We start from the raw sequence: 22,247 nt of genomic DNA, 5'->3' as shown, positions 1-22,247 counted from the left end.
CGACGTGCGCGGCCGGGGCCGGCGCGGGGGCGCTCGGCGCGGCGGTGGGGACGGCGAGGTCCGGGCCGCCGGGCTGGGACTGGCTGATGCTGCGGACGGCACCGGCCAGCTGCTCCTCGGAGACCGGTACGACCTGGGAGGGGATGCAGCGGGCGTGCGCGAAGGCGAGGACGGCGGTCTCCTCGCCGACGAACAGCACGGTGCTGGTGGGCTCCACATGCGTGTCGCCGGGGGTCCGGCAGGAGGTGCACTCGTAGCCGTCGGGGGCGCGGTCGCCGCCTAGCAGGCGGTCGGCCTCGTCGTCGCCGATCTCGGACCGGACCTCGTCGCTGACGTCGAGCATGCGCGGCACAGGGTCTCCTCGGATGGAAGCGGATGGGGTTCGGGGGCGGACACGGGGAGGTCGCCATGCCCAACGGGCTCTTGTGTCAGGCGTCACGGGTGCCCGTCGAGGCTGACGAGAATTGCTTCCGATCCGACCGCGCGGCGTGTTCTGGTGGTCGCAATCTGTCGATGTCGGTGCCGGGACTGCCGGAATGAAACGGTGAGGTGAGTCACGTGGTCGAGATGTTTGATCTAGGAATCGGCGGCTAAAGCGGACATTTCGGTCAGGATTGTGAGGTTGTTACCGGCGGTAACCCAAGCCTGAGCTGGGCAGACCGTCGGAGTTTTGGTTTCCCCGCCGAACGGCTCGTAGCTTCTTGGTCGGCGCAACGAGCGCCACCCGGGTTCACCCCCGACGCACAGCCCCCCGGCCCGCCGGGCGCGGTAGGTGCCCGCCGACGCGATCGCTCGAACAGGTCGTCGGCGAGCGGCTGGGTGGCCGGGGCGGCAGCGGCACGTCCGACACGTGCACGGCCGCCCGACGGACGCGGCAAGCGATCGAGGCCCTTTCCAGGGCCTGGTTCCGCATGCCCGCCCGGGGCTGTCGAGAGGAACCCCATGACCTTCCGTAACGAGAACGCCGCTGCCACCACCTCCACCGTCACCAAGCGCAACCGCGTGCGGATGGCTGTCGTGGCGGGCGCCGCTGTCGCGGCCCTGCCGGTGGCCGGCCTCGTCACGGCCACCTCGGCCTCTGCCGCCTCCGTCTCCACCTGGGACGCCGTCGCCCAGTGCGAGAGCGGCGGCAACTGGGCCATCAACACCGGCAACGGTTTCTACGGCGGTCTCCAGTTCACCTCCAGCACCTGGGCCGCGTTCGGTGGCACCGCCTACGCCCCGCAGGCGAACCAGGCCACCAAGGCGCAGCAGATCGCCGTCGCCGAGAAGGTCCTCGCCTCGCAGGGCCCGGGTGCCTGGCCCGTCTGCTCCGTCAAGGCCGGTCTGACCAAGGGCGGCGCCCCGGCCGCCGTCGACACCTCGGCGGGCTCCACCTCCGGCTCGACGGCCGCCAAGCCGGCGCAGACCCCGAAGGCCGCCGCCAAGCCGGCCGAGGCCCCGAAGGCCGCGCCCAAGGCTCAGGTCGCGCCCAAGGCTCAGGCCGCTCCGAAGAACGAGGCCACGCCGAAGGCTGCCGCCCCGCAGGCTGCCAAGGGCAGCTACACCGTCAAGGCCGGTGACACCCTGAGCTCCATCGCCGCCGCGCAGGGCCTGGACTGGCACGACCTGTACCAGAACAACGCCAAGGTCATCGGCGGCAACCCGAACCTGATCTTCCCGGGCCAGACCCTCAGCATCTGAGGTCCCCGGGGCCTCCGAGGCGCCGTGCGCAGCTGATCCCGGCTGCCCGGGCCTCACCGCGCCGGTGCCTGATCGGGCACCGCCGTGCCGACCTACCGACGTAGTGACGTATCGATGTGCTCGGCTTCCACGGCCGCTCCTCCGCCGCGCGGGTTCTCCCGCCAGCCGGGGGAGCGGCCGTCGGCGTTTCGCGGTGTCCGGCCCAGTTCCCGGGCGGTGGGCGCACGGCGTGCCCGGGGTCGGCTGCCATGCCGCATTCACGTGAGGAACGCATGGGTGTGGGGCGGGTCGTGGTGGGCGTGGGCGCCGCCGCGACGGTGCTGCCGACCGCCGCGTCGGGGGCGGGTGCGTCGGGTGCGGGGCTGGGCCCGGGTAGGCATGCTGCGGGAGGATGGTGAGGTGATCCAGGGCGAGCTGTTCAGCGACCCGGGCGGGTCTCCGGGCGCGCGCGAGCGTTCCGAGCCGGCCCCCGGCGCCGTCCTGCTCCCCGGCTGGCTGGACCTCGACGCGCAGCGCCGCCTGGTCGCCGCCTGCCGGGAGTGGGCCCGACCGCCGGCCGGCCTGCACGCCGTGCGGATGCCCACCGGCGGGATGATGTCCGTCCGGATGGTGAGCCTCGGCCTGCACTGGTACCCGTACGGGTACCGGCGGGTCGCCGAGGACGGCGCGCCCGTCAAGCCGTTCCCGCCGCTGCTCGGGGACCTGGCCCGAAGCGCTGTCGCCGAGGCGTACGGCGCCGCGCTGGGGGAGGTCTCGGGTGCGGCCTCGTACGAGCCGGACATCGCGATCGTCAACCACTACGCGCACGGCGCGAAGATGGGCCTCCACCAGGACCGCGACGAGCGGGCGGACGCGCCGGTGGTCTCGCTCTCGCTGGGCGACGGCTGTGTCTTCCGGCTCGGGAACACCGAGACGAGGACCCGGCCGTGGACCGACCTGGAACTGCGCAGCGGCGACCTGCTGGTGTTCGGCGGTCCGGCCCGGTTCGCGTACCACGGGGTGGTGCGGACGCTGCCGGGGACGGCCGATCCGGAGCTGGGGCTGGTCGGGCGGCTCAACATCACGGTGCGGGAGTCGGGGCTGGGGGAGTAGCCGGGAAGTCTCCCGGGGGTTCTCCTGAGGGTCTCCTGGGCGACAGCGCCGTCTCGTCCGTTCACCTGTCCATAGACTCGCCTACTCGTTCGAGTGAAATGGGGGCTCCGGACCGCTGCGCGGGAATGACCCGGGTCGCCGGAGAATTCGAGTGAGCTGGAGAATTCGTTCGGAGTCCGGAGAGGAAGCGTGCGCATGGGTACCCCCGTCGACGACCTTGTCGATCTGCTCGACCTTGAGCAGATCGAACTCAACATCTTCCGTGGGCGCAGCCCCGAGGAGGCGCTGCAACGGACGTTCGGCGGCCAGGTCGCCGGGCAGGCGCTGGTCGCGGCGGGGCGCACGGTGGACGACGAGCGCCCGGTCCACTCGCTGCACGCCTACTTCCTGCGCCCCGGGGTCCCCGGCGTGCCGATCGTCTACCAGGTCGACCGGATCCGCGACGGCCGCTCCTTCACCACCCGCCGGGTGCTCGGCATCCAGGGCGGCCGGTCGATCTTCGCGCTCACCGCCGACTTCCACGGACCGGAGGAGGGCGGCATCGAGCACCAGTACCCGATGCCGGCCGTCGCCGCCCCCGAGGAACTGCCCAGTGCCCTGGAGGAGGTCGGCTCCCGGCTCGGCGAGCTGCCCCCGTTCATCAGCCGCCGCCAGCCCTTCGACATCCGCTACGTCGACCGGCTGCGCTGGACCAAGGAGGAGCTGGAGGGCGTCGAGGCGCGCAGCGGTGTCTGGCTGCGCACCAACGGCCCGCTGCCGGACGACCCGCTGATCCACGTCTGCGCCCTCACCTACGCCAGCGACATGACGCTGCTGGACGCCGTCCGGGCCCCGGTCGAGCCGCTGTGGGGCGAGCGGAGCTTCGACATGGCGTCGCTCGACCACGCGATGTGGTTCCACCAGCCGTTCCGGACGGACGACTGGCTGCTGTACCAGCAGGAGTCCCCGATCGCGCACGGTGCGCGCGGCCTGGCGCGCGGGCAGATCTTCGACCGGCACGGCCGGCTGGTGGTGTCCGTGGTGCAGGAAGGGCTGTTCCGTCCGCTGAAGCGCCGCGACGGATAGGTGCGACGGGTGGGTACGGGTAAGTGATGTGTGTGGCCCGTGTGGTGCCCCGTGTCAGCGCGTTGCCGCCGTGTTGCAGTTTCGGCGGCTCCGGGCCGACGGGAATGATCCGTCCGAGCGGACGGTGTTGTGGATGACCGAGACGGGCGGCCCGAACGGCGGGCCGTCCGCGGACCGACCGGGAGGGCGGACAGATGACGGCGACGGCCGCGGAGGACTGGAAGCACTGGAGCGAAGGCCGGGCGGCGTCGGTGAGCGCGACGCACGGCCAGCTCGCACTCACCGGCACGCACTGGCTGGAGCCCGAGCCGGCCGAGATCCCCGGCTTGCCCGGGCGCTGGTGGGCCGAGGCCGAGGGCGTCCGGCTCCGGGCGGCGGCGTCCGATGGCATCACGGTCGACGGCGCGGGCACGTCGGCGGACGGTGAGGGCGCGCCGGTGGACGGCGAGGTGCTGCTCCGTCCGGACAGCGACCCGGCCGCCGACACCGCCACCCTGGGCGACCTGCTGCTCGTCCCGATCGAGCGCGAAGGTGAGCTGGCGCTGCGGGTCTTCGACCCGGCCGCGCCGCGCCGGACCGCCTTTGCCGGCATCTCCGCCTACCCGTACGCGCCCGAGTGGGCCGTGCCCGCCGTCTTCACCCCGTTCGAGGACGACGATGCGCGGTCGGTCGTGGTCCCGAACGCCGACGGCCGCGAGCGCCCGCTGGCCGTCTCCGGGCAGATCGCCTTCACCGTGGCGGGCGAGCACCGCACGCTGACCGTCGGTCGGTCGGTCGGGCGGCTCAGCGGCGTGATCGCGGACGCGACCAGTGGCATCGACACCTACCGCTTCCGTTTCATCACCCTGCCGGCACCGGACGCCGAGGGCCGCACCGTCCTCGACCTGAACCGGGCCTATCTGCCGCCGTGCGCCTTCTCGGACCACTTCATCTGCCCGTTCCCGCCGCCGGGCAATCGGCTCGACTTCGCGGTGGAGGCGGGGGAGAAGCAGGTGCTGAGCCGGTAACGCGTGCGGGCGGGGCCGGGGCCCTGCTTGAGCGGGCCCCGGTGCGAAGCCGTCCGGGGACGGAGCGGAGCATGGGGGATCATGTCGAACAATCAACATTCCACGTCCTCCCCATTGCCCGCGTCGTCCGGCTCCCCTGTGCCTTCCTCGCCCTCCTCGGCCCCCTCGCCCTCCTCCGTTGAGCCCGAACCCGATCCCGGGCCGCGGGACGGACCCGGAGCGGGGGCGATCGCCGACTCGCCCTGGTACCGGCGGGCATTCGCCGACGTCAGCCCGCTGCGCGACCACGCCGACTACCGCCGGGTCTGGGCCGGGCAGGCCGTCTCTTCCATAGGCCAGCAGATGACGGCCGTCGCCGTCTCCGTCCAGGTCTACGACCTGACCGGCTCCGCCTTCGCGACCGGTCTGGTCGGCATCTTCTCCCTCGTTCCGCTGGTCGCCTTCGGCCTGTACGGCGGTGCGATCGCCGACACCGTCGACCGGCGCCGACTGGGCCTGATCGGCTCGGCGGGCCTGGCTGCCGTCTCCGCCGTCCTGGCCGCTCAGGCGCTGGCCGGCCTCGGTCTGGTCGCCGTCCTGTACGCCGCCGTCGCCGTCCAAGCCGGCTTCTTCGCGCTCAGCTCGCCCGCCCGCTCCGCGATGATCCCCCGCTTGGTGCCCAGCCACCAGCTCCCGGCGGCGAACGCCCTGAACACCGTCAGCATGAACCTCGGCCTCACGGTCGGCCCGATGCTCGGCGGCGTCCTCATCGGCGCGTACGGCGCCCAGGCCGCCTACCTGATCGACACCGTCGCCTTCACCGGCACCCTCTACGCGATGTGGCGCCTGCCCGCCATGCGGCCGCTCGGCGCGCGCAAGGGCCGCGCCTCCGTCCTCGACGGCCTGCGCTTCCTGCGCGAGCAGCCCAACCTGCGCACCAGCTTCCTCGCCGACCTGGCCGCGATGGTCTTCGGCATGCCGCGCGCTCTCTTCCCGGCCATCGCGGTCACCTTCTACGGCGGCGACGCCGGCACCGTCGGCCTGCTGGTCTCAGCCCCGGCCGTCGGCGCCCTGGTCGGCGCGCTCTTCTCCGGCTGGGTCGGCCGCGTGCACCGCCAGGGCGCCGCCGTCCTCGCGGCCGTCGCCGCCTGGGGCCTGGCCATCGCGGCCTTCGGAGCCCTCCACAACCTCTGGCTCGGCCTCCTGCTACTCGCGGTCGCGGGCTTCGCCGACACCGTCAGCATGATCTTCCGCAACACGATGATGCAGGTCGCGGCCCCGGACGAGATGCGCGGCCGACTCCAGGGCATCTTCATCGTGGTCGTGGCCGGCGGCCCCCGCCTCGGCGACTTCGAGTCCGGAACCGTCGCCGCCCTCACCAACCCCGCCACCTCCGTCATCACCGGCGGCCTCGCCTGCGTCGCCGCCGTCCTCCTCCTCGCCGCCCGCCGCCCCGCCTTCCTCACCTACGACGCCCGCCACCCGACCCCCTGACCCACCCACTCCCAGGCCTGGCAGCGAGCACCCCCCGACGTGCTGTATTGTTTTCCACGTCGCCGGGACAACCGGAGACAGGGTCGAGAAGCCCACAGCAGAGCCCCCCAGGCCCCGCTGCAGGCGCCGAGACCACGGGACGTGGCGCAGCTTGGTAGCGCACTTGACTGGGGGTCAAGGGGTCGCAGGTTCAAATCCTGTCGTCCCGACAGATATGTCGGAAGCCGTTGGCTGGGAGAAATCCCAGGCCAGCGGCTTTTTTATGCTACTCCGTCGGTGAAGCTAGCCATCTGCGTACGCCCTTAAACGATCTTGCCGGGGACCAGCGGGGGACCGATGCTCTCAGATCGCGAATGAGGAGCCGCTCCTGAGGGCTCGTAACACGATCTTGTAAATCGGCGCTGGTCGGCCGCAAGCAGCGCGACGATTGAGCTGTTCGTGATGCTGTGACAGCCAGCCGTAGGTAGTGGATGACGAGTTGTGGGCGATGCTCGGGCCAGTCCTGTCGGCCTGGCCCGAGCGGTCTCCCGATTCGAGGCCCGTCTCGGACCGACCCTGCCTGCAGGGCATCGTATTCGTGTGAGCCTATCCGCAGCACAGGGTCGGCTGCGACAGGCAGGTGGAATGAACCTCAGCGGCGACCGGACCCATAGGCACCCCCGACGCCTGGCAGGCCGGCAGTGGGAGGTCAGGCGGCACGGGACGACCCTGGACCTGCTGGCGGGCCACGAGGTCGAGGATTCGCTGCGGCACCTGGGTCTGCACCTGAGAGCATTGCTTCATGGGCATGAGCGGAGCAGTACCGCAGGGTGATGATCATCTTGCAACGCAGGATTTCATCGGGGAGCCTCCGCTCGACAGTGCGCAGCAGTTGCGGATCCGGGCTACCCATCGCGGGTTCACGTATCAGAATCTGTACGCCGTCGGTTGCCTGCTGAGGCTACGGGGCGCGGGCGCCGAGAGCCTGCTGGTGGAGCGGGACGAGGATCTGGAGGTGGTGCTCCCGGGCCGTCGCCTGTACCTCCAGATCAAGACTCGCAAGAGCGGCGTCCTGGTCTGGAGCGACATCCGCGGCGCGGTCGATCAATACCGTGGAGTTCGAGCCGAGCATGATGCAGGCCGGCGCAGTGGCAGTCCCTCGCTGATCGTGATCACTAACGCCCAGCCTGGACCTGACCTGCTGGACAAGACTCTCGCCGTGGACTGGCCCAGCGACGTTCATATGCTGTACCCAGGCAGACCTTCAGAGGCTGAGCCGTGGCTGCCGACGCCGGCGCCTGACCTCGAGGCGATGATGCAGTGGTGCACGGACGAGGCCAGCAATGTCCGATTCGCTTCGCTCAAACCGCGGACTTTGGTGGAGAAGCTGGCGGCCCGGTTGCAGTATGCGTCCACGGGCGCTCTCGGTCAGGGTTTCGTAGCAGCGGACCTTGCCCAGTTGTTCGAGCAGTTCGTGCAGGAGCTGCAGGCGTTCCCGGAGAGCCCCGATACCTACCGGCCCCAGAAGACCGATCCCGAGCTGGTCGGCGAGCAGCAGGTGCGGCTGGTGGTCGGGTACTCAGGCGCAGGGAAGACCACTTGGGCAGCGGATGCGGCCAAGCGGTGCTCGCTGCCCGTGACGTACTGCGATGTGGCAGATGGCGTGTCGGCCGATGCTCTCGCCGAGTCGTTGGCCCGGGAACTCGCGGCCAGGCACCTCAGCGGTCCGGCGGGAACGGAGCTGCCCTACGGGTCGAGCCTGGATGTCCTGCGAGCGGTCCACCGGCGGCTGGAAGAAGCGGGGATCATCGTCGCTGTCGTCCTCGACAACGCCCACCGCGTTCCCGTCGACGGACTCCGCGTGCTCATCGCGGCGCTGCCCACGGCACAGTTGGTCTTGTTGGCGCACCCCTGGCCTGACCAGCCCGTTCTTGAGACTCATCTCGGAATCGCCCCGCAGGTGCTGCCCGGATGGAGTGTCGACACCGTGGTTGAGGTCTTCGCGGCTGAAGGCTGCCGGACCGACTACGCCACGGCGCAGCGCGTCATCACGCTCACCGGCGGTCTGCCCTTGTACGTCGGTCAGGCCGCCGTGCTCGCCCGCAGCCAGTACGGCGCCGACGTGGCCGAGTTCTGCGACGCGTTCGGGGAGGGGACGCACGCAATGCCCACTGCTCAGGAGCGCATCCTCGAGCGGGCCTTCGCAGGTCTCGGCGAGACGGCTACGGCACTGGCCGGCCTCCTCGCCCTGGCCGAGGTCCCACTGAAGCAGGACGAGCTGCAGCTGTTGGCTGCGGACATGGGGCTGGCGAGCCGGTCGGTCAACGGTCGTGCTCTTCGAGAGCTTGTTGGCCCCGGGCTGACGCAGTCGTTTGGGGATGGTCACCTGAAGCTTCATGACGCCGCACGCCCTGTCGCCCGGCAGGTGCTTGAAGGTCTCGACGAGGAGACGGCCGACCGGGTGCAGCGGGCCTTGTGCCAGATCGTGGAGGGTGACTGGGATCCCGCGCGACGTTCCCGCTGGATGCGACTGCTGGGCTCAACGGGACAGATCGGGGTCCTGATCGCCCTCACCGAGGAGGAGGGGTTCTTCGAGCGTGAATACCCCCGTGAGGTGCGTGCCGACCTCGCTGACACGGCGCGTGATCCGGCCTCGGATCCCGCACTGCGGCTCGACGCTCACAACGCGCTGGCCGCATGGGCGTTCAATGAAGGAGACATGGAGGCGCTAGCCTCACATGTCCACGCGATGGAGACGATTCATCGAGCCGGACACCCGGACTTCGGTCCGCGAGAGGCCATGCTCGTCGCCTCCCGACAGTTCCGTCTCTACGGCCCAGCGGGAGCCCTCACACAACTTCGCCGAGCCTTCGCCGAAGCACATACCCAGACGCCTGCTCCCTCCCGGTTCGACCGGGGCTTGCGCTATGAGTACGCCGGTGCTTTGTGGGAGGCGGGAGAATACTTGGAGGCGGGCGAATTTGCTGCGGGACTCATCGACACCTACATGGACCACCTCGGGCTGACACCTCCCGACGTCCTGCTATCGGTCGAGGTGCTCCATGAGCGATGCGTCAGCCACGACACACCAGACGACTTCAAGAGGCTCGCCGACTGCTTCGGTCTCCTGGTCAAAGTCGCGCGTAAACTCGGCAGAATGGACTTCGAGCCGTGGGCACTATGGGCGTTCAAGCTCTACAACGCCTCCGGCGCCATGCGGTCGGCCATCGACTCGGGGCAGGACCTCGCAGACGTGGAATGCTGGACCAATCCCGCCGGGGCGCTGAAACAGCTCGACTCACTGCTGCACGCGGCCCAGGAGAACAACCTCTTGGACATGATCGTCGGGATTCGTTCACAACGTGCCTTGGTTCTGGCTCTCGCGGGCGACGTACCTGGTGCCCGTGCGGAGATGGAAGCCCTCGCCCGGTACGACCTCACCCCTAGCGAGAGCGACGACATCCGGCACCAGAGCCAGCTCATCGAAGAGATCGCCAATCCATCTCCTAGATGAGGATGGTCGCATTTGGCCTCGCGTACTGAGGGGCCTTGCCAACCGTCCGAAGGTGTCGCCGGCGCCCGGTTGGGCGAGGGGTGTTGGGCTGTCTGAAGCTTCCCGTTTCGGTTCTTCCAATTCTAGGATCTCTCCGGCCAGTTACAACAACCTCAGTTCTCCGCTAAGTAGTTCGTCCACCCGGGTAGTCGGGGGTTTCGCAGCCCAAAGTCCAGCTGTTGGAGGCTGACTTGGGAACGCACGACGCACTCCGCGTCCGCGAGACCGGGGTCCGCCAGTTCAGCGGCATTGGGGCTCTCGCCGGCTCCGTGGATGAATAGCAGGAGCCATACGGCGTCCTGCTTGCGGCTCGTGGCGGGAGTATCCGGATCAGGTGGAGCGGGTGCATTCTCCACCGATGAGGCTATCGATCATTGGCCGCGCGCGGATCCCGTTCCGATATCGGGAGCGTCTGAACTTGCACGAGAACGGCGATCCGTGACTGCGGACCGGCCGCCAGCATAGGGCCGTGTCCACAGTGGGCGGAGACATACAGCGGATGGATCGCGGCCTTTGTCAGGCCGTTGGAGCGGATCTTTGAAGTCGTTCACTGGACGAGACGCAGGTGACGCACTGGAGCCTCTGCCGACGCCGGGCTGGCGGCTGGTGCCGATCGCGTGGTGTTTCGGTCTGCTGACAGGTGCTTGCTGAGGGTGCGGCCGGCGTTCTCGATGGAGCTCTTGTCCGGGTGAAGGTAGCGCTGGGTTGTGGTGATGTGCCCGTGCCCGGCGATCTTCTGCAGGACGTGGATGGGAACGCCGGCGTCGGCGAGCCAGGTGAGGCCGGTGTGCCGGAGGTCGTGGCGGCGCAGGTACTCGTAGCCGAGGCTGACGACGACTTCGTCCCAGTGGGTTGCGTCGCGGAGGATGGCTGTGGTGATGCGGCCGCCGCGCGGGCCGGTGAAGAGGCGGGCCATGGGGTCGTTGCCGACGACGTTCATGCGCCAGTTCACGAGGTCGCGGATCTCTTCGATGATGGGGACGGTGCGCCGCCGCTTGCCCTTGGTACCTTTGTCGATGAGGCCACCGGGGGCGGTGGTGGTCTGGCGGCACAGGTCCCAGGTCCAGTCGAAGCGGTTGATGTCCTTGACCCGGACGCCGGAGACCTCGCCGATGCGGGCGGCGGTGCAGGCGGCGAAGCGGACGATGTCGCCCCAGCCGCGGTAGTGGTTGTGGGAGCGTTCGACCAGGGCGTTGGCGAGTTCGTCGAGGGCGTCCCAGTCGTTGAGGGCGAGGGAGCGTGGGTCGTCGAGTTCGTCCTCGGCTTTCTTGTAGAGGCGCTGCCAGCCGCTCATACGTGAGGGGTTGAAGTCGATGAGTCCGTCGCGGACGGCTTGCTCCATGACGCGTACGAGCGGGGCGAGACTGTTCTTGACGGAGGAGACGGTGAGTCCGTCGGCGACCCAGAAGTGGAGAGCCCGGTCAGTGATGCCATTGGTGATGTTGACGACGGGTATGTGACCGAGGACCGGGACGACGCGAAGCTTCCAGCCGGCGCTATAGGGGTCGAGGGTGGTGGTCTCCAGGCCGCGCATCGCCAGGTCCCAGTTCTCGTCGCCGTACTCGGCGAGGGTCATGGCGAGGGTCTTGGGGGTGATGCCGCGTGCTGCTGCCCGTTGCATGCGGGCGATCCAGGCCTTGGCTTCTTCCTCCGTGGGGACGGAGGAGGATGCCGACTTGCGGCCGTCGCCGTTGGGGTCCGTCCAGCGGACGCGGGCGCGGTAGCGGAACTGCGGGCGGCGGTCGGGGCGGTGTTCGATGTCGGTGGTGAGGTCGACGCCCATGGGGATGAGCTGGGTGTGGTCGGGCATTCAGGCTGCCTCGGATGGGTCGGTGCGCTTCTGAGTGAGCCACAGCTGGGTGTCGGGGATGCTGTAGAGGTAGAGCCGGGGCGCGATCTGGACGAAGGGCGGGCCCTGCGGGGGAGTGGCGGTGCGCCAGCGCCGCAGGGTCGAGGGGTCGACGTTCAGCAGCGTGGCGAGTTCCTCGGTCGAGTACCAGCCGCTGTGCAGGAGGTCGAACTCCGGTACCGGATCGGCCTCGTACGCGGGGGCTGCGGCGACGGCCGGGGTCGGAACCGAGAGCCGGCTTGCGGCGGGAACGTGGGGTCGGGCGTGCATGGTCTCCCTCTGGTGGGGTGCTGGAGCCGTTCGGGCTCGGCCGGGCACGCCTACAGTCACCTGTCCGCCTGGACGGGCGGAACAGGGTTTGGCGTGCTGAACGGGGCAGACCGTACGTACGTGTCGTTCGTCGAAGCGCGTCGAGACCTGGCGGGCACGTTGGGTGGAAGGCGACTTGACGTCTGCGACTGCCGAGGAGGGCCAGTCGCGGCCGGGAGTCTGTGCAGGTCACCCGAGGGTGAGGAGGTGCTTCTCGGTGCCGACTGCGATGCACGCCGCGAATGGCGTCCTTGCCCGGTGGGGCGCGGCCGGAGCACCGGGCAATGGCCCGGAGTACCCTGAAAGTGACGGCAAGCGCGGGACGGCAGCTACGGTCTGTGACGAGCGTAAGGAGTCCAGAGCCGTCGGTCCCCTACGTCGCGTCGACGCTAACTCAAGAGCTGCGGACTTTTAATCCGTAGGTTCAGGGTGCGAGCCCCTGGCGGCCCACCGACGAAAGAGCCAGGCCAGTACCCAACTGACCTGGCTCTTTTCATGTTTGGGGCTTCCTCGCGGTCCGCGTCGGTGCCTAACTTCGCCTTCATTTTGCCCCCTTTGTCCCCGAGCGGGGATAGAGCGGGGATAGCGCCCCCGAACCGCCCCCTCCGGGCCCCTTTCCACCCACGTCCGTGGCGGTCCAGCACTCTCCACGGACGGCCTGAACCCTCACCCTTCGTGTGCACTTTCGGTGTTCGCGGCCAGGCGCACCGCCTGTCCGTCGTGCACCAGCCAGGCGACCTGCTTGTCCTCTCCCCACCGGCAGTACGCGATCCACGGCATCGTCGGAGCCGGCCGACGGACGGCAGTCACGAGACCAGACCGCCACGCACCATCGACCCTGATCCAGGCCAGTTGCCATCGCTCCTGATCGCCTGGGTCCGCGCCAGGGGGAGGTGCGAGTTCGCGCGGCACGGCCACGGCATCGTGCCACCGACCGAAGAACGGTGCGCCTGCTGGCGCCGCTTCGCCGGGATCGGGCACCGGGCGGATGCTTGCCTCCGAGTACACAAACCACCCCCACCCGCTGTCGGGGTCGGAGCTCCACATCACGTGGACGACCCACAAGAGGCTGCCCGGCGGTCGCCGCCAGACGGTCAGCATCGCCGGCTGCCAGCGCCCCTGCCGCCGGATCTCGATCAGCCGCCAGTGCCTGCGGTCGCGGCTGGGCCCCGGCAAGGTCATCAGGGCGGCGGGCGCGACCTCGGCGTCGTTCTGAGGCTCCCCGGCGGCTGGGGCAGGGGAATCGGGGGTCGGCATGAGGCCATCATTCGATCGCATGTTCGATTGACCAACCGTCAGGGAGGTCGCGGCGAAGATTTTGATAACGATAAGGTCTCGGCATGGATGTGGACTTCGGTCTGGGATTGACATATTGGCAGGTCAGGGCAGTCTGTTGATACTGGGCGCCCTGGCGGATGGGTCAAAGCGTGCTGGATTAGCGTCACGCTTCTATGGCATGCTGGTCTCGCGATTGAGGAGAGGCGTGAGATGGGCAAGCGACCCAGGCCCGGCGAGGCGATGTCTCGACCCGAGCTTCATGATCTGTACGGGGGCAACCGTCAGAGCGGCATCTCGATCTCCGGGCGGGCGGGCATGATCCACCTGTTCTCAGACCCGATCGCGGCCGAGAAGTACGGGCTGGTCGACGGGTTCGACGACGATGGGGCCTACCTCTACACCGGAGCCGGACAGAGGGGCGACCAAACGCTGACCCAGGGCAACAAGGCGCTCCTGACGCACAAAGACGTCGGCCGTGACGTCTACGTGTGGCAGAGGGTGGACCAAACGGCCTGGTGCTGCCTTGGGCAGTTCGAGGTCGACCAGGAGCAGCCCTACATCTCCGATGACGCCATCGATGCCGACGGTGATCTCCGGACAGTGATCGTCTTCCGCCTTCGGCCGGTGGGTGACCCGGTGGTCGCCCCCCCTGTGGCGACCACGCTCCCGGGCATGGAGGACAGCATCGCGGAAGAGATCGCGGTGATCAGAAGCCGGAGTCTCAGCCAGCGAGTGGTCCAGGCGAACCGGGACTCCGAAGCCGGCCTCTCCCGTCGATACCGTGCGCACCTTGAGCGCCTCGGTCACGAGGTCATGCGATACCAGATTCGGCCGCCGGGTGAAGTGCGGCCGTTCACCACCGACCTCTACGACCGAACTGACAACCTACTGGTCGAGTGCAAGCCGAGCCCGACGCGGCAGGCCGTACGGCTGGCGGTCGGCAAGCTTCTCGACTTCCGTCGGTTTCTCTCACCTACGCCGAGGCTCGCCGTCCTCACCGCGTCCAAGCCCCGCCAGGACCTCATCGACCTGTGCAGCTCGATCATGATCGAGGTCATCTGGCCGGATGGGGACGGCACCTTCATCTCAAGCTTCGACTGAGGCCGGGGCGCTGGCCGTGCCGGGCCGAGCCCCGACCCCGTCGTAGAGCGTCGCTCGCAGAGTTCTTCAGGCGCTGCGGGCGATGACTGTCCTGCCCTCTCGTGAACAGGAGCCCTTCCAGTATGTCTGAACCCCCGGACCAGCGGGACAACGTCGCACCCGCCACGACGGCCGGACAAGGCGACAACCCGGTGCGCGCCGTCGTGTACGGCGCCGCGCTGGCGGCTGGCGTACTTCTGGTGATCGTCGGCCACACCACGCCGGTCGAGGCGAGCGGGTTCGTCACCCCGTTCCTCGTCTTCTTCGAACGCCGACGCATGTGAACCGAGGGCCGGGGTGCTCGCAGCAGGGCGCCCCGGCCCCCGCAGTCATCGTTCCGGGCGGCTACGGGGACGGACCGCCAGCCAGGCCGTGGTGGTCGCCGCTGCCACGGCGATCGCTCGGTGGAACGCCTGGTCGAGTTCGGCCAGGCCGTCCCGGGCCCGTACAGCGAGGTCGTGATCTTGCCGCCCTCGTCCAGCCGGACGGCGGCGCAGGCCTCGATGTAGCCGGTCTTGCCGATGCGGCGGGCGAGAGAGGCCAGGACCGGCCCGCGGTCGATCAAGGCGTGGGTGAGGCCGTTGACCGCCGTCCCCACCAGCAGGGGGCCGACCGGCAGCCGGTAGCCGCATGTCCGGGTGACGGTGATCGCGCCGGCCGTCTGTGCGGCACTGTAGGCCAGGACGTGCCGGGCGGCGCAGCGCCGCCCATGGGCGGAAGCGCTCAACGTGCGTTCCCCGGGAAGGGCCGGCTTCTCGGGGGTGACCGGGCTGCCGTCCAGGCGCACGGGGTGGTTGCCGTGGAGGCGCTTGCCGTAGGCATCTTGGCCAGCCTGCGCCCACTGGTCGGCGAGGGGATGGAGCTCGCCGTAGGCGGCGAGAAGCGCCCCGAGGAGTGCGAGGCGGCGGATGGTGGTGTCGCTGTTCATGATGTCCTTCCTGGTCGGGCTGATGGCCCGCGTGGGTGGGAGGTCGAGCGGCTTGGCCTCGCGTGCAGCACTTGGGCCGCTCGCCAACGGCGAGCGGCCCAAGTGAGAATCGTGAACGCTGTTATGAGCGTGACTAGTTGTGGAATGCTGCCGGGATGGCGCCCTTGTCCGAGTCGCAGTACGCAGCCCGGTTCGCGGGGTTCGACATCGACCCCGAGCAGGTGATGGGCCCGCTCGGAACGTGGAGCCGTGAGACGCTGCTGCGCAGGTTCCGCTTCGAAGGAGTGGACTGGGAGTCCGAGGACGTGGTCCTGGCGGCCCTTGTGGAGTGGGGGGCGTTGCGGCGGCTGGGGCCCGTGGCTGAACGGCCCGGGATTCCGGGCACGGACCAGCTCTACGTGTTGTCGTTCGCCGGGGCGACGAGTTCCTTTGTGAAGGTCGGGCGAACCACCGGCTTTGCGGTTCGGCTGCGCCAGCACCGCGCTAAGGCGGAGCGCGGCGGGTACGTGCTGCTCGATGCCTGGGCCTCCGAGCTGGTTGCTGATGCACACCCTTGGGAGCAGGTGGTGCTCGGAGAACTTCGACGCCGGCACCCGGGCGAAAGCAAGGGCGAGTACTTCTACGGCCTCGACTATGGCGAAGCGCTCGCCGTCGTGGATCAGCAGCGGATTCGGGTCACACCTCGTTCGGTCGGGCTCGCGGTATCTCCACGGCGGCCAGCTTGAGGAGGAACGGCGGGGCGAGGCGGCGCATCGTCTCGTGCCCGTCCGAGTCCGTTGTGGCGAGGACGCTGTTGATGGCATCGAGGGTGAACACCAGCTCCACCGCCGACAGCGCCTGCTGACCGGCCGTGGGGGACGGCTCGGCCAGGCCCTTGACCAGGTAGGTCCGGCCGATGCCGAAGAACTGGCCGAGGAACCACTCGAAGCAGGCCGGGCCCGGCTGCTTGGACGCGATCTCTGCTTCGACCGCGAGGCACAGGGATTGGGCCCAGCCCGCGATCTCCCCGGCAGCGGTCCAGCCGGCACGCAGCCGCTCCAGTGGTGCGTCCCGGGCTACCGAGACGACGTGGTTGATGGTGCTGTCGGCTGGTAGCCCCGGCAGCTGGTGCGCTGGCGTGTTCCGGACGGCGATCAGAGGGTCGCGGGGGTCGGTCTCCAGAAGGCGCGCGGTGTACTGCGGGGCTTCTCGGCCGGCCTGGGACCGGGCTATCCGGGCGATCGCGTCGGGTTCGATCCCACGGGGCCCGGCGACGGCCGCGGTGAGGCCGTGGAACAGCAGGCCGGTGTTGTCCAGAGGATCGGCGTCGGCGCGGTCCGGGTCGAATCCGGTGGCGAACTGTCGCAGCTCGGCGAGCGCCGGCAGCTGCTGCATCTGCTTGTCGATCGCCCTGATCCGGCGGTTCACCCCGGTGAGCCGGTGCGCGCCCTGCTGGGCGATCGCGTCGGCCTGATCGCTCACCCACTCCTGGACGTCCCCCTGCTCGGGCATCGGACCGAGCCGCTCGGTGGTCCGCTCTGTCGAGCGGACGACTTGCCGGACGAACGCCTCGCGGACGGTCGCGTCTGGGACGGGGAGTCCTGTCCCGAACGCGCCGAGCGCCAGGTAGAGGGAATCGGCGCCGGGACGGCTGTGCTGGCCGAGCCACACCACCAGGTCGACCATGGCCGGGTCGGCCGCAGAGGCGCTTCCGCCGGCAGGACGACCCGGGAAGGTACGGGCGTTGGCCGGCAACAGGGGGGTGGGCTGGGCGCGCCAGCGTTCGAGCTGGCGGCCGGACACCTTCGTGCCGCGGGCGGCGGCGAGCTGGACCAGCAGCCGGTCGGCCGCGCTGGGCGGGGTTCTCACCATGAGCTCACGCTACTGGCCGGGGGAGCTGGGCGTACCGCGCTGACGCGGTGCGCACTTAACCGGCGCACCTAGAGGTTCAGTACGGACGTAGAACCCCCCGAGGTCTCCCGGGATCCGCGGGTGGGGCACCTGGTCTGCTGTGTGCAGCGGCCCGCACAGGGCGGTCCGCAATCTCGAACGAACGAAGCAAGGAGGCCCGATAGTGGGCAAGTTGAAGGTATCCACCCAAGCCCCGGCGGCCGGCGAAGGCCGACGCAGGGCGGTGGCCAGGCTCGGCCTGCGGCGGTTTTGGTGGGGCATGCTGGGCGGCTCCGGCCACGCGCTTGGTAGCGCCGTGGGTGCGTGGCTGGTGTGGTGGGTGCACAGCAGGTAGAAGGGGCTGGGGCGTAATCGCTCCAGCCCCTTGGGACTCCGGACGGAAGGCTGCGATGTCACGGGGGCCGTGTACGGGCCCGCAGCCACCAGACGTCAACCGGCCAAGCCCGCCAGTAACGGTTGACGGACGTAGCCGGCGGTTTGTCAGACGGAGTCGTACTTCGCTTCTACCGCTTTCTCGTTGAGGCAGAGCATCCGGGTGATCTCGGCCCAGTCGTGGCCGTGGCGGCGGGCGGCGGCGATGGCCAGGCCTGTGGCCGCCTCGACGGCTTCGGCGGCGGCACGCAACTTGTTGAGGGTGGGCAGGGGGTGTTCCTCCGCGTGGTCAAGAAGGGCAGCGATGCGGCGGCGGACGTAGATCTCGGGGTCGTCGGTCGCGCAGGTGCCCTCGTGGAAGACGTGCGCGACGTGGGTCTGCCAGTTGCGTATCTGGTACTCCTTCCATGCCGTGACGGCGGGGCTCGGCACGAACTCGTCCCGCAGGTACCACCAGGGCAACAGCATGTGCGCAGGCCCGTCGGCGCTCCAGGTCGTCACCGGCCGGGGCCCAGTGGGCGGGTCGGCCGCCGGCGGGAGCTCAGGCAGGGCCGGGCCGGGGACGGTGCTGATCCATCCGCAGGTACAGGAGCTGCGCAGCGGGGCACCCACTGCCCCGTGGACGAGCCACCAGTCGATGGCGTTGCCCGGGATCACCAGCTCGCCGTCGGTGAGCTGTAGGCCGTGCTCGATGCGCCGACCGTCGTCGGTTTGCTCGATCCATCCCACAGTGGGCTCCTAGAAGGGCGGTTCGGTCGAATAGGCGCTGGGGTCGGGGGCGGGTGGACGGTGCAGGCGCAGCATCGCCTTGGCCACCGAGTGCCCCGTGCCGGAGCCGATCTTGGCGCCGTCGTGATCGTGCGCGGTGACGATGAAGCACTCCTCGATCGGCTCCTGGGTGACGACGCCGTCTTCGTCGACCGCGCCCGACTGGCCGGGGTCGAATGAGATCCGGACCGTGCCGCCGTCCTGAAGGAACCCGGTGACATCGATGCGCTCGTCCCCCTCGGGCCGGTGCACCAGGTCGATTCGCTGGTAGGGGGGCGGGACAGGGGTATCGGGCATGGTCGGCAACATCTCGGTCATCCCTTCATGGTGGTGACGCCGCTGTTCGCGGAGTCCTTGTGAGCGGAGTCGGTCGCCCGGTCGTGAACGTCGGCGGCGGGTGTACTGCCGGTACACGAGGCCGGGACGAATCGCCTCGGCCCGTGGGGGTTTGGCCTCACGGCCATCACGCCGCGACGACCTCGCCCGGAGACGGGTCATGGTCCTCGGGCGCGCTGCCGGTGCGCAGCTGGGCGGCCTGCTCCAGGGCCTGCTCGAAGGCGCCCTTCACCGCCGCTTCATCGGTGCCGCGGGCCACGACTTCAATGGCGCCGCGCAGGCCGTGGCGCAGCTGTACGGAGCTGACGGCGGCCTGGTCGGTGTACAGGTCGCGCTCGAACTCGAAGCAGGGCTGTCCGGTGAGCGGCAGTTGGTAGATCACCGCGCCGGAGCGCCGGTCGACGCCGGCCACGGCGGAGTGCAGCTGCTGGTGCCGGGGTTGCCGCTCCCACAGCACCCCACGGCCGGACCAGCGGGTGCGCTTCTTCGGCATCGCCGCAGGGCGTTCCCTCAGCCCGGGGTAGCCGTGGGCCAGGAGCTCGTTCCACAGGTCCACGATGGCGTGCGCGTCCTCGGAGTTGGTCATGGCGACCTCGATCCCGCCGAGCACCAGCAGGTACACCAGCGGGGCGCTGGTGCTGCTGCGGGACTTCACCGGGACGAGGGCGGCGGCCTTCTCGGCGTTCTCGCGATCGAGGGACGGCAGCACGGAGGTGTAGGTGTCGGCGGTCAGCACGTACGTGGCGTGGCCGAGCACCTCCTGTACGACCTTGAGGTCCGCGCCGGCGCCGAGCAGCAGGGTGGCCGCGAGGTGCCGCAGGTCGTGCAGGCGTACGGGCGGCAGGCCCAGCTTGGTGCACAGCAGCTCGAACCGGTCGGTGAGGTAGTCCGGGTTGATCTCGGCGCCGTCCTCGCGGACGAAGACCTTGTCGGTGACCGGCCACGGCCGTCCGGTTTCGGCCGCGTCGTGGCGGGCCTCGGCCATGCGGTCGCGGTGGTCCCGCAGTTCCTGGAGGGTGTGGCTGTCGAGGGCGAGCGTGCGCTCGCTGTCGGCCTTCGGCTTCTTCCCGACCGGCTTGCCCTTCACCGTGACCACCTGCCAGTCGACGGTGATGACGGCTGCCTCGAGGTTGGCCTTCGGCCACGCGAAGCCGGCGCCCTCGCCACGGCGCAGCCCTCGGAAGATCGCCAGGTGCCAGAACGCGCGCAGCCAGTCGTGCTCGATGCCGTCGAGGAACTGTCCGGCCTGCTCCGGGGTCCACACCATCACCTTCGACGGCTTCTCGCCGGTGCGCCGCCACTCCTCGACGCGCTCCGGCGTCCACAGCAGGGCCTTCGGCCGCTTGCCGCTGGGGAGGTCGACCAGGCTCGCCCAGTTCCGGCTGACCTGGCCCTTCTTGACCGCCGCCGTGAGGGCGGAGCGCAGGGTGGCGCGGATGCGCTGCATGGTCGCCGGGGCGACGATGCGCATCTGGGCGTGGGGCTCGCGCTTGGGTATCTCCGGCGCGGGCACCGGCGGGGGCGGGGCGTTCCTCTTCGGGCGGCCCGGCTTGCGCCCGTACAGGGCCTTCCACTCGGCGTACTCGGCGCGGGCCTTGGCGATCATCGCGAGCTCGTAGGCGATGATGACGTTGCGGGCCTGGATCGCGTCGAACATGTCGGTGATCGGCTCGGCGGTCAGGTCCTCCAGCTTGATGTGGCCGAGCGCGGGGAGCAGGTAGATCCGGATGTGGCTCTCGTACGAGCTGACGGTCGTCGGCTCCAGGGTCTTGCGGTCCTTCAGCCACTTCATCAGGTACTGGGCCACGGTGGTGCGGTGGTCGATCACCTCGCCGCGCTCGACCTTCGCGATGGCCTTCTTCAGGGCGGCCACGGCGGCGTCCTTGTCCGGGTAGCCGCCCTTGCGATCCCGCTTGGGCTTGCCGTCGGCGCCGGGCTTGAGCTTGAGGTAGTACCACCACGTGCCGTGGGCCTTCTTGCCTTTCAGCTTCTGGCAGCGGGAGCCGAGTTCGCGCATCTTCGGCTTTCCGCTGGCGTCCAGCACGGGCTGCCTGTTGTCGTCCAGGACGGGTTCGCGGCAGGTACAGCGGCGGTACACCGACCCGGGGGTGTCGTTCTTCTCGCGCTCGCTCATCTCTCTCAATCAGGCCTCAGGCCCCAGTGGTTGGGGCGGCGGTCACGGCACGTTCACAGTCACCAAAGCCATGCCGGTCAGGGCACAGGCCGGTACGACGGTGGGGAGTTGGCCGCGACCGTACGGTCGGCAGGGGCGTTGGGTCGCGCCGAGGCTGGACGGGGTCAGCCGCGTGGCCGCCGACATGGACGGGCGTGGACCGGGGTGGACGACGAAGAGGCCGGGACGTCGCCGTCGTACGGTCGTCGCCCTGGTACCGCGCGGTCGAAGACGGCCGGCCCAGGCGGCACGCAATCCCCCGGCAAGACCGCCATTCGCGGCCCGCATACGTGCTGACCTGCACGAATGTGGCCTTCGGTGTACCGGCGCAGCCGGTGCGGCACACACGGGAACTGCCCGCACCGGCCGTGGACGGTGGGACGGTAGGGCCCGGCGCGGGCCACAGTGCGGGCATGACGACGAGCCCCGTTCCCGCCCTTCCCGACCCGCAGGTCCAGCCGACGATGACCGTGCCCGAGGCCGGCCGCATCCTCGGCCTTGAGCGCGCCGCCAGCTACAACGCCGCCCGGCGCGGCGACATCCCGACGATCACCGTCGGCCGCCGCATCCTCGTCCCGACCGCGAAGCTGCGCGTCCTGCTGGGCCTCGACCACACCGCCGACACCGCCGCCTGAGCGCTGCCCTCACCCCCGACCGCCATGCCGGACCGCGGACCCGGCACCCCACCTTGGTAGGAGAACACCGGCATGCCCTGGTTCGCCGTCGGCGACAGCACGGACGACCACCCCAAGATCCTCGCCGCGGGCAACGCGGCCACCGGGTTGTGGGTGCGCTGCGGCGCCTACGCGAGCGCCCACCTGACCGACGGGGTGATCCCCAGGGCGGTCGCGGCGAAGAACGGCACCACCACCCAGATCGCCAAGCTGCTCGCCTCCGGGCTGTGGCACGAGGCCGGGCACGCGTGCGCACGCTGCCCTCAGCCCCGGCGCGGCGACTACGTGATGCACGGCTACCTGGACGCCAACCCCAGCCGGGGCCAGGTCCAGGAGCGGCGCCGGCGCGCGGCCGAGAAGAAGCGCCAGCAGCGCAACCCGCGCAACTCGCCGTCGAACGGCGACGATTCCGCCGACGATCCGGGGCCAAACTGTGCCCCGTCCGGCGAGGACTGCGCAGGCCAGCCGCCCGCGTCCCCCAGGGACGTCCCGCGTCCTCGTATGCGCCCGGCCCCTCCCCGCCCCTCCCGCAGGGAGGGGGCTGGTGTGGGTGGGGAAGGTGCAGGTGGGTGGGGGCCGGCAGCGCGCCGCCACCCCCTGCCCGATGGCTTCTGGCCGGACGCCGCGGCGCTGGCGTGGGCGGCGGCCGACGGCCACCTGGACCGCCTCGGCGGCCCA

At 69.9% G+C, this 22,247-nt stretch carries 18 protein-coding genes, 1 tRNA gene and 2 pseudogenes; 13 read left to right on the top strand and 8 right to left on the bottom strand.

Features of this window, described 5'->3' with window-relative positions:
• A pseudogene (locus KS423_RS13755) lies at window positions 1-352 on the bottom strand (hypothetical protein); the annotation flags it as partial.
• A 590-nt stretch (window positions 353-942) separates the two neighbouring features.
• Here KS423_RS13755 and KS423_RS13750 point away from each other — a divergent pair.
• The 7 genes from KS423_RS13750 (at window position 943) to KS423_RS13720 (ending at window position 9,813) form a co-directional block, all read left to right on the top strand.
• On the top strand, window positions 943-1,683 hold the full coding sequence (locus KS423_RS13750; RefSeq protein WP_308020184.1) for a transglycosylase family protein: 741 nt from the start codon (window positions 943-945) through the stop codon (window positions 1,681-1,683).
• Window positions 1,684-2,085: 402 nt separating this feature from the next.
• Window positions 2,086-2,775, top strand: coding sequence for an alpha-ketoglutarate-dependent dioxygenase AlkB (locus KS423_RS13745; RefSeq protein WP_374119949.1), 690 nt, complete (start codon window positions 2,086-2,088; stop codon window positions 2,773-2,775).
• Between the two features lie 195 nt (window positions 2,776-2,970).
• A complete protein-coding gene (locus tag KS423_RS13740) occupies window positions 2,971-3,840 on the top strand; it encodes an acyl-CoA thioesterase II (protein ID WP_224278871.1) in 870 nt (289 codons plus the stop codon).
• 194 nt (window positions 3,841-4,034) lie between these two features.
• On the top strand, window positions 4,035-4,847 hold the full coding sequence (locus tag KS423_RS13735; RefSeq protein ID WP_224278869.1) for a DUF1684 domain-containing protein: 813 nt from the start codon (window positions 4,035-4,037) through the stop codon (window positions 4,845-4,847).
• Window positions 4,848-4,928: 81 nt separating this feature from the next.
• A complete protein-coding gene (locus tag KS423_RS13730; protein ID WP_374119948.1) occupies window positions 4,929-6,320 on the top strand; it encodes an MFS transporter in 1,392 nt (463 codons plus the stop codon).
• A 135-nt stretch (window positions 6,321-6,455) separates the two neighbouring features.
• Window positions 6,456-6,529 (top strand) — tRNA-Pro (locus KS423_RS13725).
• A 572-nt stretch (window positions 6,530-7,101) separates the two neighbouring features.
• Window positions 7,102-9,813: an ATP-binding protein gene (locus tag KS423_RS13720; protein WP_224278867.1), complete on the top strand. Its 2,712-nt coding sequence runs from the start codon at window positions 7,102-7,104 to the stop codon at window positions 9,811-9,813.
• A gap of 586 nt (window positions 9,814-10,399) precedes the next feature.
• On the opposite strand, the gene KS423_RS13715 is transcribed toward KS423_RS13720, so the two are convergent.
• The 3 genes from KS423_RS13715 to KS423_RS13705 form a co-directional block, all read right to left on the bottom strand.
• Window positions 10,400-11,662 (bottom strand): site-specific integrase, encoded by a 1,263-nt coding sequence (locus tag KS423_RS13715; protein WP_224278866.1) that lies wholly within the window; start codon window positions 11,660-11,662, stop codon window positions 10,400-10,402.
• Entirely contained in the window at window positions 11,663-11,971 is a 309-nt protein-coding gene (locus KS423_RS13710) for a helix-turn-helix domain-containing protein (RefSeq protein ID WP_224278865.1), read from the bottom strand.
• Between the two features lie 705 nt (window positions 11,972-12,676).
• On the bottom strand, window positions 12,677-13,267 hold the full coding sequence (locus tag KS423_RS13705) for a hypothetical protein (protein ID WP_224278863.1): 591 nt from the start codon (window positions 13,265-13,267) through the stop codon (window positions 12,677-12,679).
• A gap of 231 nt (window positions 13,268-13,498) precedes the next feature.
• Between KS423_RS13705 and KS423_RS13700 the strand changes: the two genes are divergently transcribed.
• From KS423_RS13700 to KS423_RS13690, 4 genes are all read left to right on the top strand, one after another.
• On the top strand, window positions 13,499-14,389 hold the full coding sequence (locus KS423_RS13700; RefSeq protein WP_224278861.1) for a restriction endonuclease: 891 nt from the start codon (window positions 13,499-13,501) through the stop codon (window positions 14,387-14,389).
• Between the two features lie 122 nt (window positions 14,390-14,511).
• Window positions 14,512-14,712: a hypothetical protein gene (locus KS423_RS13695; protein ID WP_224278859.1), complete on the top strand. Its 201-nt coding sequence runs from the start codon at window positions 14,512-14,514 to the stop codon at window positions 14,710-14,712.
• Between the two features lie 624 nt (window positions 14,713-15,336).
• Window positions 15,337-15,462, top strand: a complete 126-nt coding sequence (locus KS423_RS47335) for a hypothetical protein (protein WP_263454824.1) — start codon at window positions 15,337-15,339, stop codon at window positions 15,460-15,462.
• 58 nt (window positions 15,463-15,520) lie between these two features.
• Window positions 15,521-16,081 carry a GIY-YIG nuclease family protein gene (locus KS423_RS13690; RefSeq protein WP_224278857.1) on the top strand — a complete coding sequence of 187 codons (561 nt, stop codon included), beginning with the start codon at window positions 15,521-15,523 and terminating at the stop codon, window positions 16,079-16,081.
• On the opposite strand, the gene KS423_RS13685 is transcribed toward KS423_RS13690, so the two are convergent.
• From KS423_RS13685 to KS423_RS13670, 4 genes are all read right to left on the bottom strand, one after another.
• Window positions 16,032-17,207, bottom strand: coding sequence for a hypothetical protein (locus KS423_RS13685; RefSeq protein WP_224278855.1), 1,176 nt, complete (start codon window positions 17,205-17,207; stop codon window positions 16,032-16,034). The genes KS423_RS13690 and KS423_RS13685 overlap by 50 nt on opposite strands.
• A 519-nt stretch (window positions 17,208-17,726) precedes the next feature.
• Window positions 17,727-18,347, bottom strand: coding sequence for a hypothetical protein (locus KS423_RS13680; protein WP_224278853.1), 621 nt, complete (start codon window positions 18,345-18,347; stop codon window positions 17,727-17,729).
• Between the two features lie 9 nt (window positions 18,348-18,356).
• On the bottom strand, window positions 18,357-18,704 hold the full coding sequence (locus KS423_RS13675; protein ID WP_224278852.1) for a hypothetical protein: 348 nt from the start codon (window positions 18,702-18,704) through the stop codon (window positions 18,357-18,359).
• A 145-nt stretch (window positions 18,705-18,849) separates the two neighbouring features.
• Window positions 18,850-20,856, bottom strand: a complete 2,007-nt coding sequence (locus KS423_RS13670) for a site-specific integrase (RefSeq protein WP_224278843.1) — start codon at window positions 20,854-20,856, stop codon at window positions 18,850-18,852.
• A 452-nt stretch (window positions 20,857-21,308) separates the two neighbouring features.
• Between KS423_RS13670 and KS423_RS13665 the strand changes: the two genes are divergently transcribed.
• Both KS423_RS13665 and KS423_RS13660 read left to right on the top strand, forming a co-directional pair.
• A complete protein-coding gene (locus tag KS423_RS13665) occupies window positions 21,309-21,530 on the top strand; it encodes a helix-turn-helix domain-containing protein (RefSeq protein WP_224278841.1) in 222 nt (73 codons plus the stop codon).
• A gap of 72 nt (window positions 21,531-21,602) precedes the next feature.
• Window positions 21,603-22,247: pseudogene (locus KS423_RS13660) on the top strand (mucin-2); the annotation flags it as partial.

The sequence above is a fragment of the Streptomyces sp. LS1784 genome, assembly GCF_020103755.1.
Taxonomy (GTDB): domain Bacteria; phylum Actinomycetota; class Actinomycetes; order Streptomycetales; family Streptomycetaceae; genus Kitasatospora.
The sequence above is the reverse complement of the archived record's forward strand: the minus strand, read 5'-3'. Positions and strand labels throughout refer to the sequence as shown.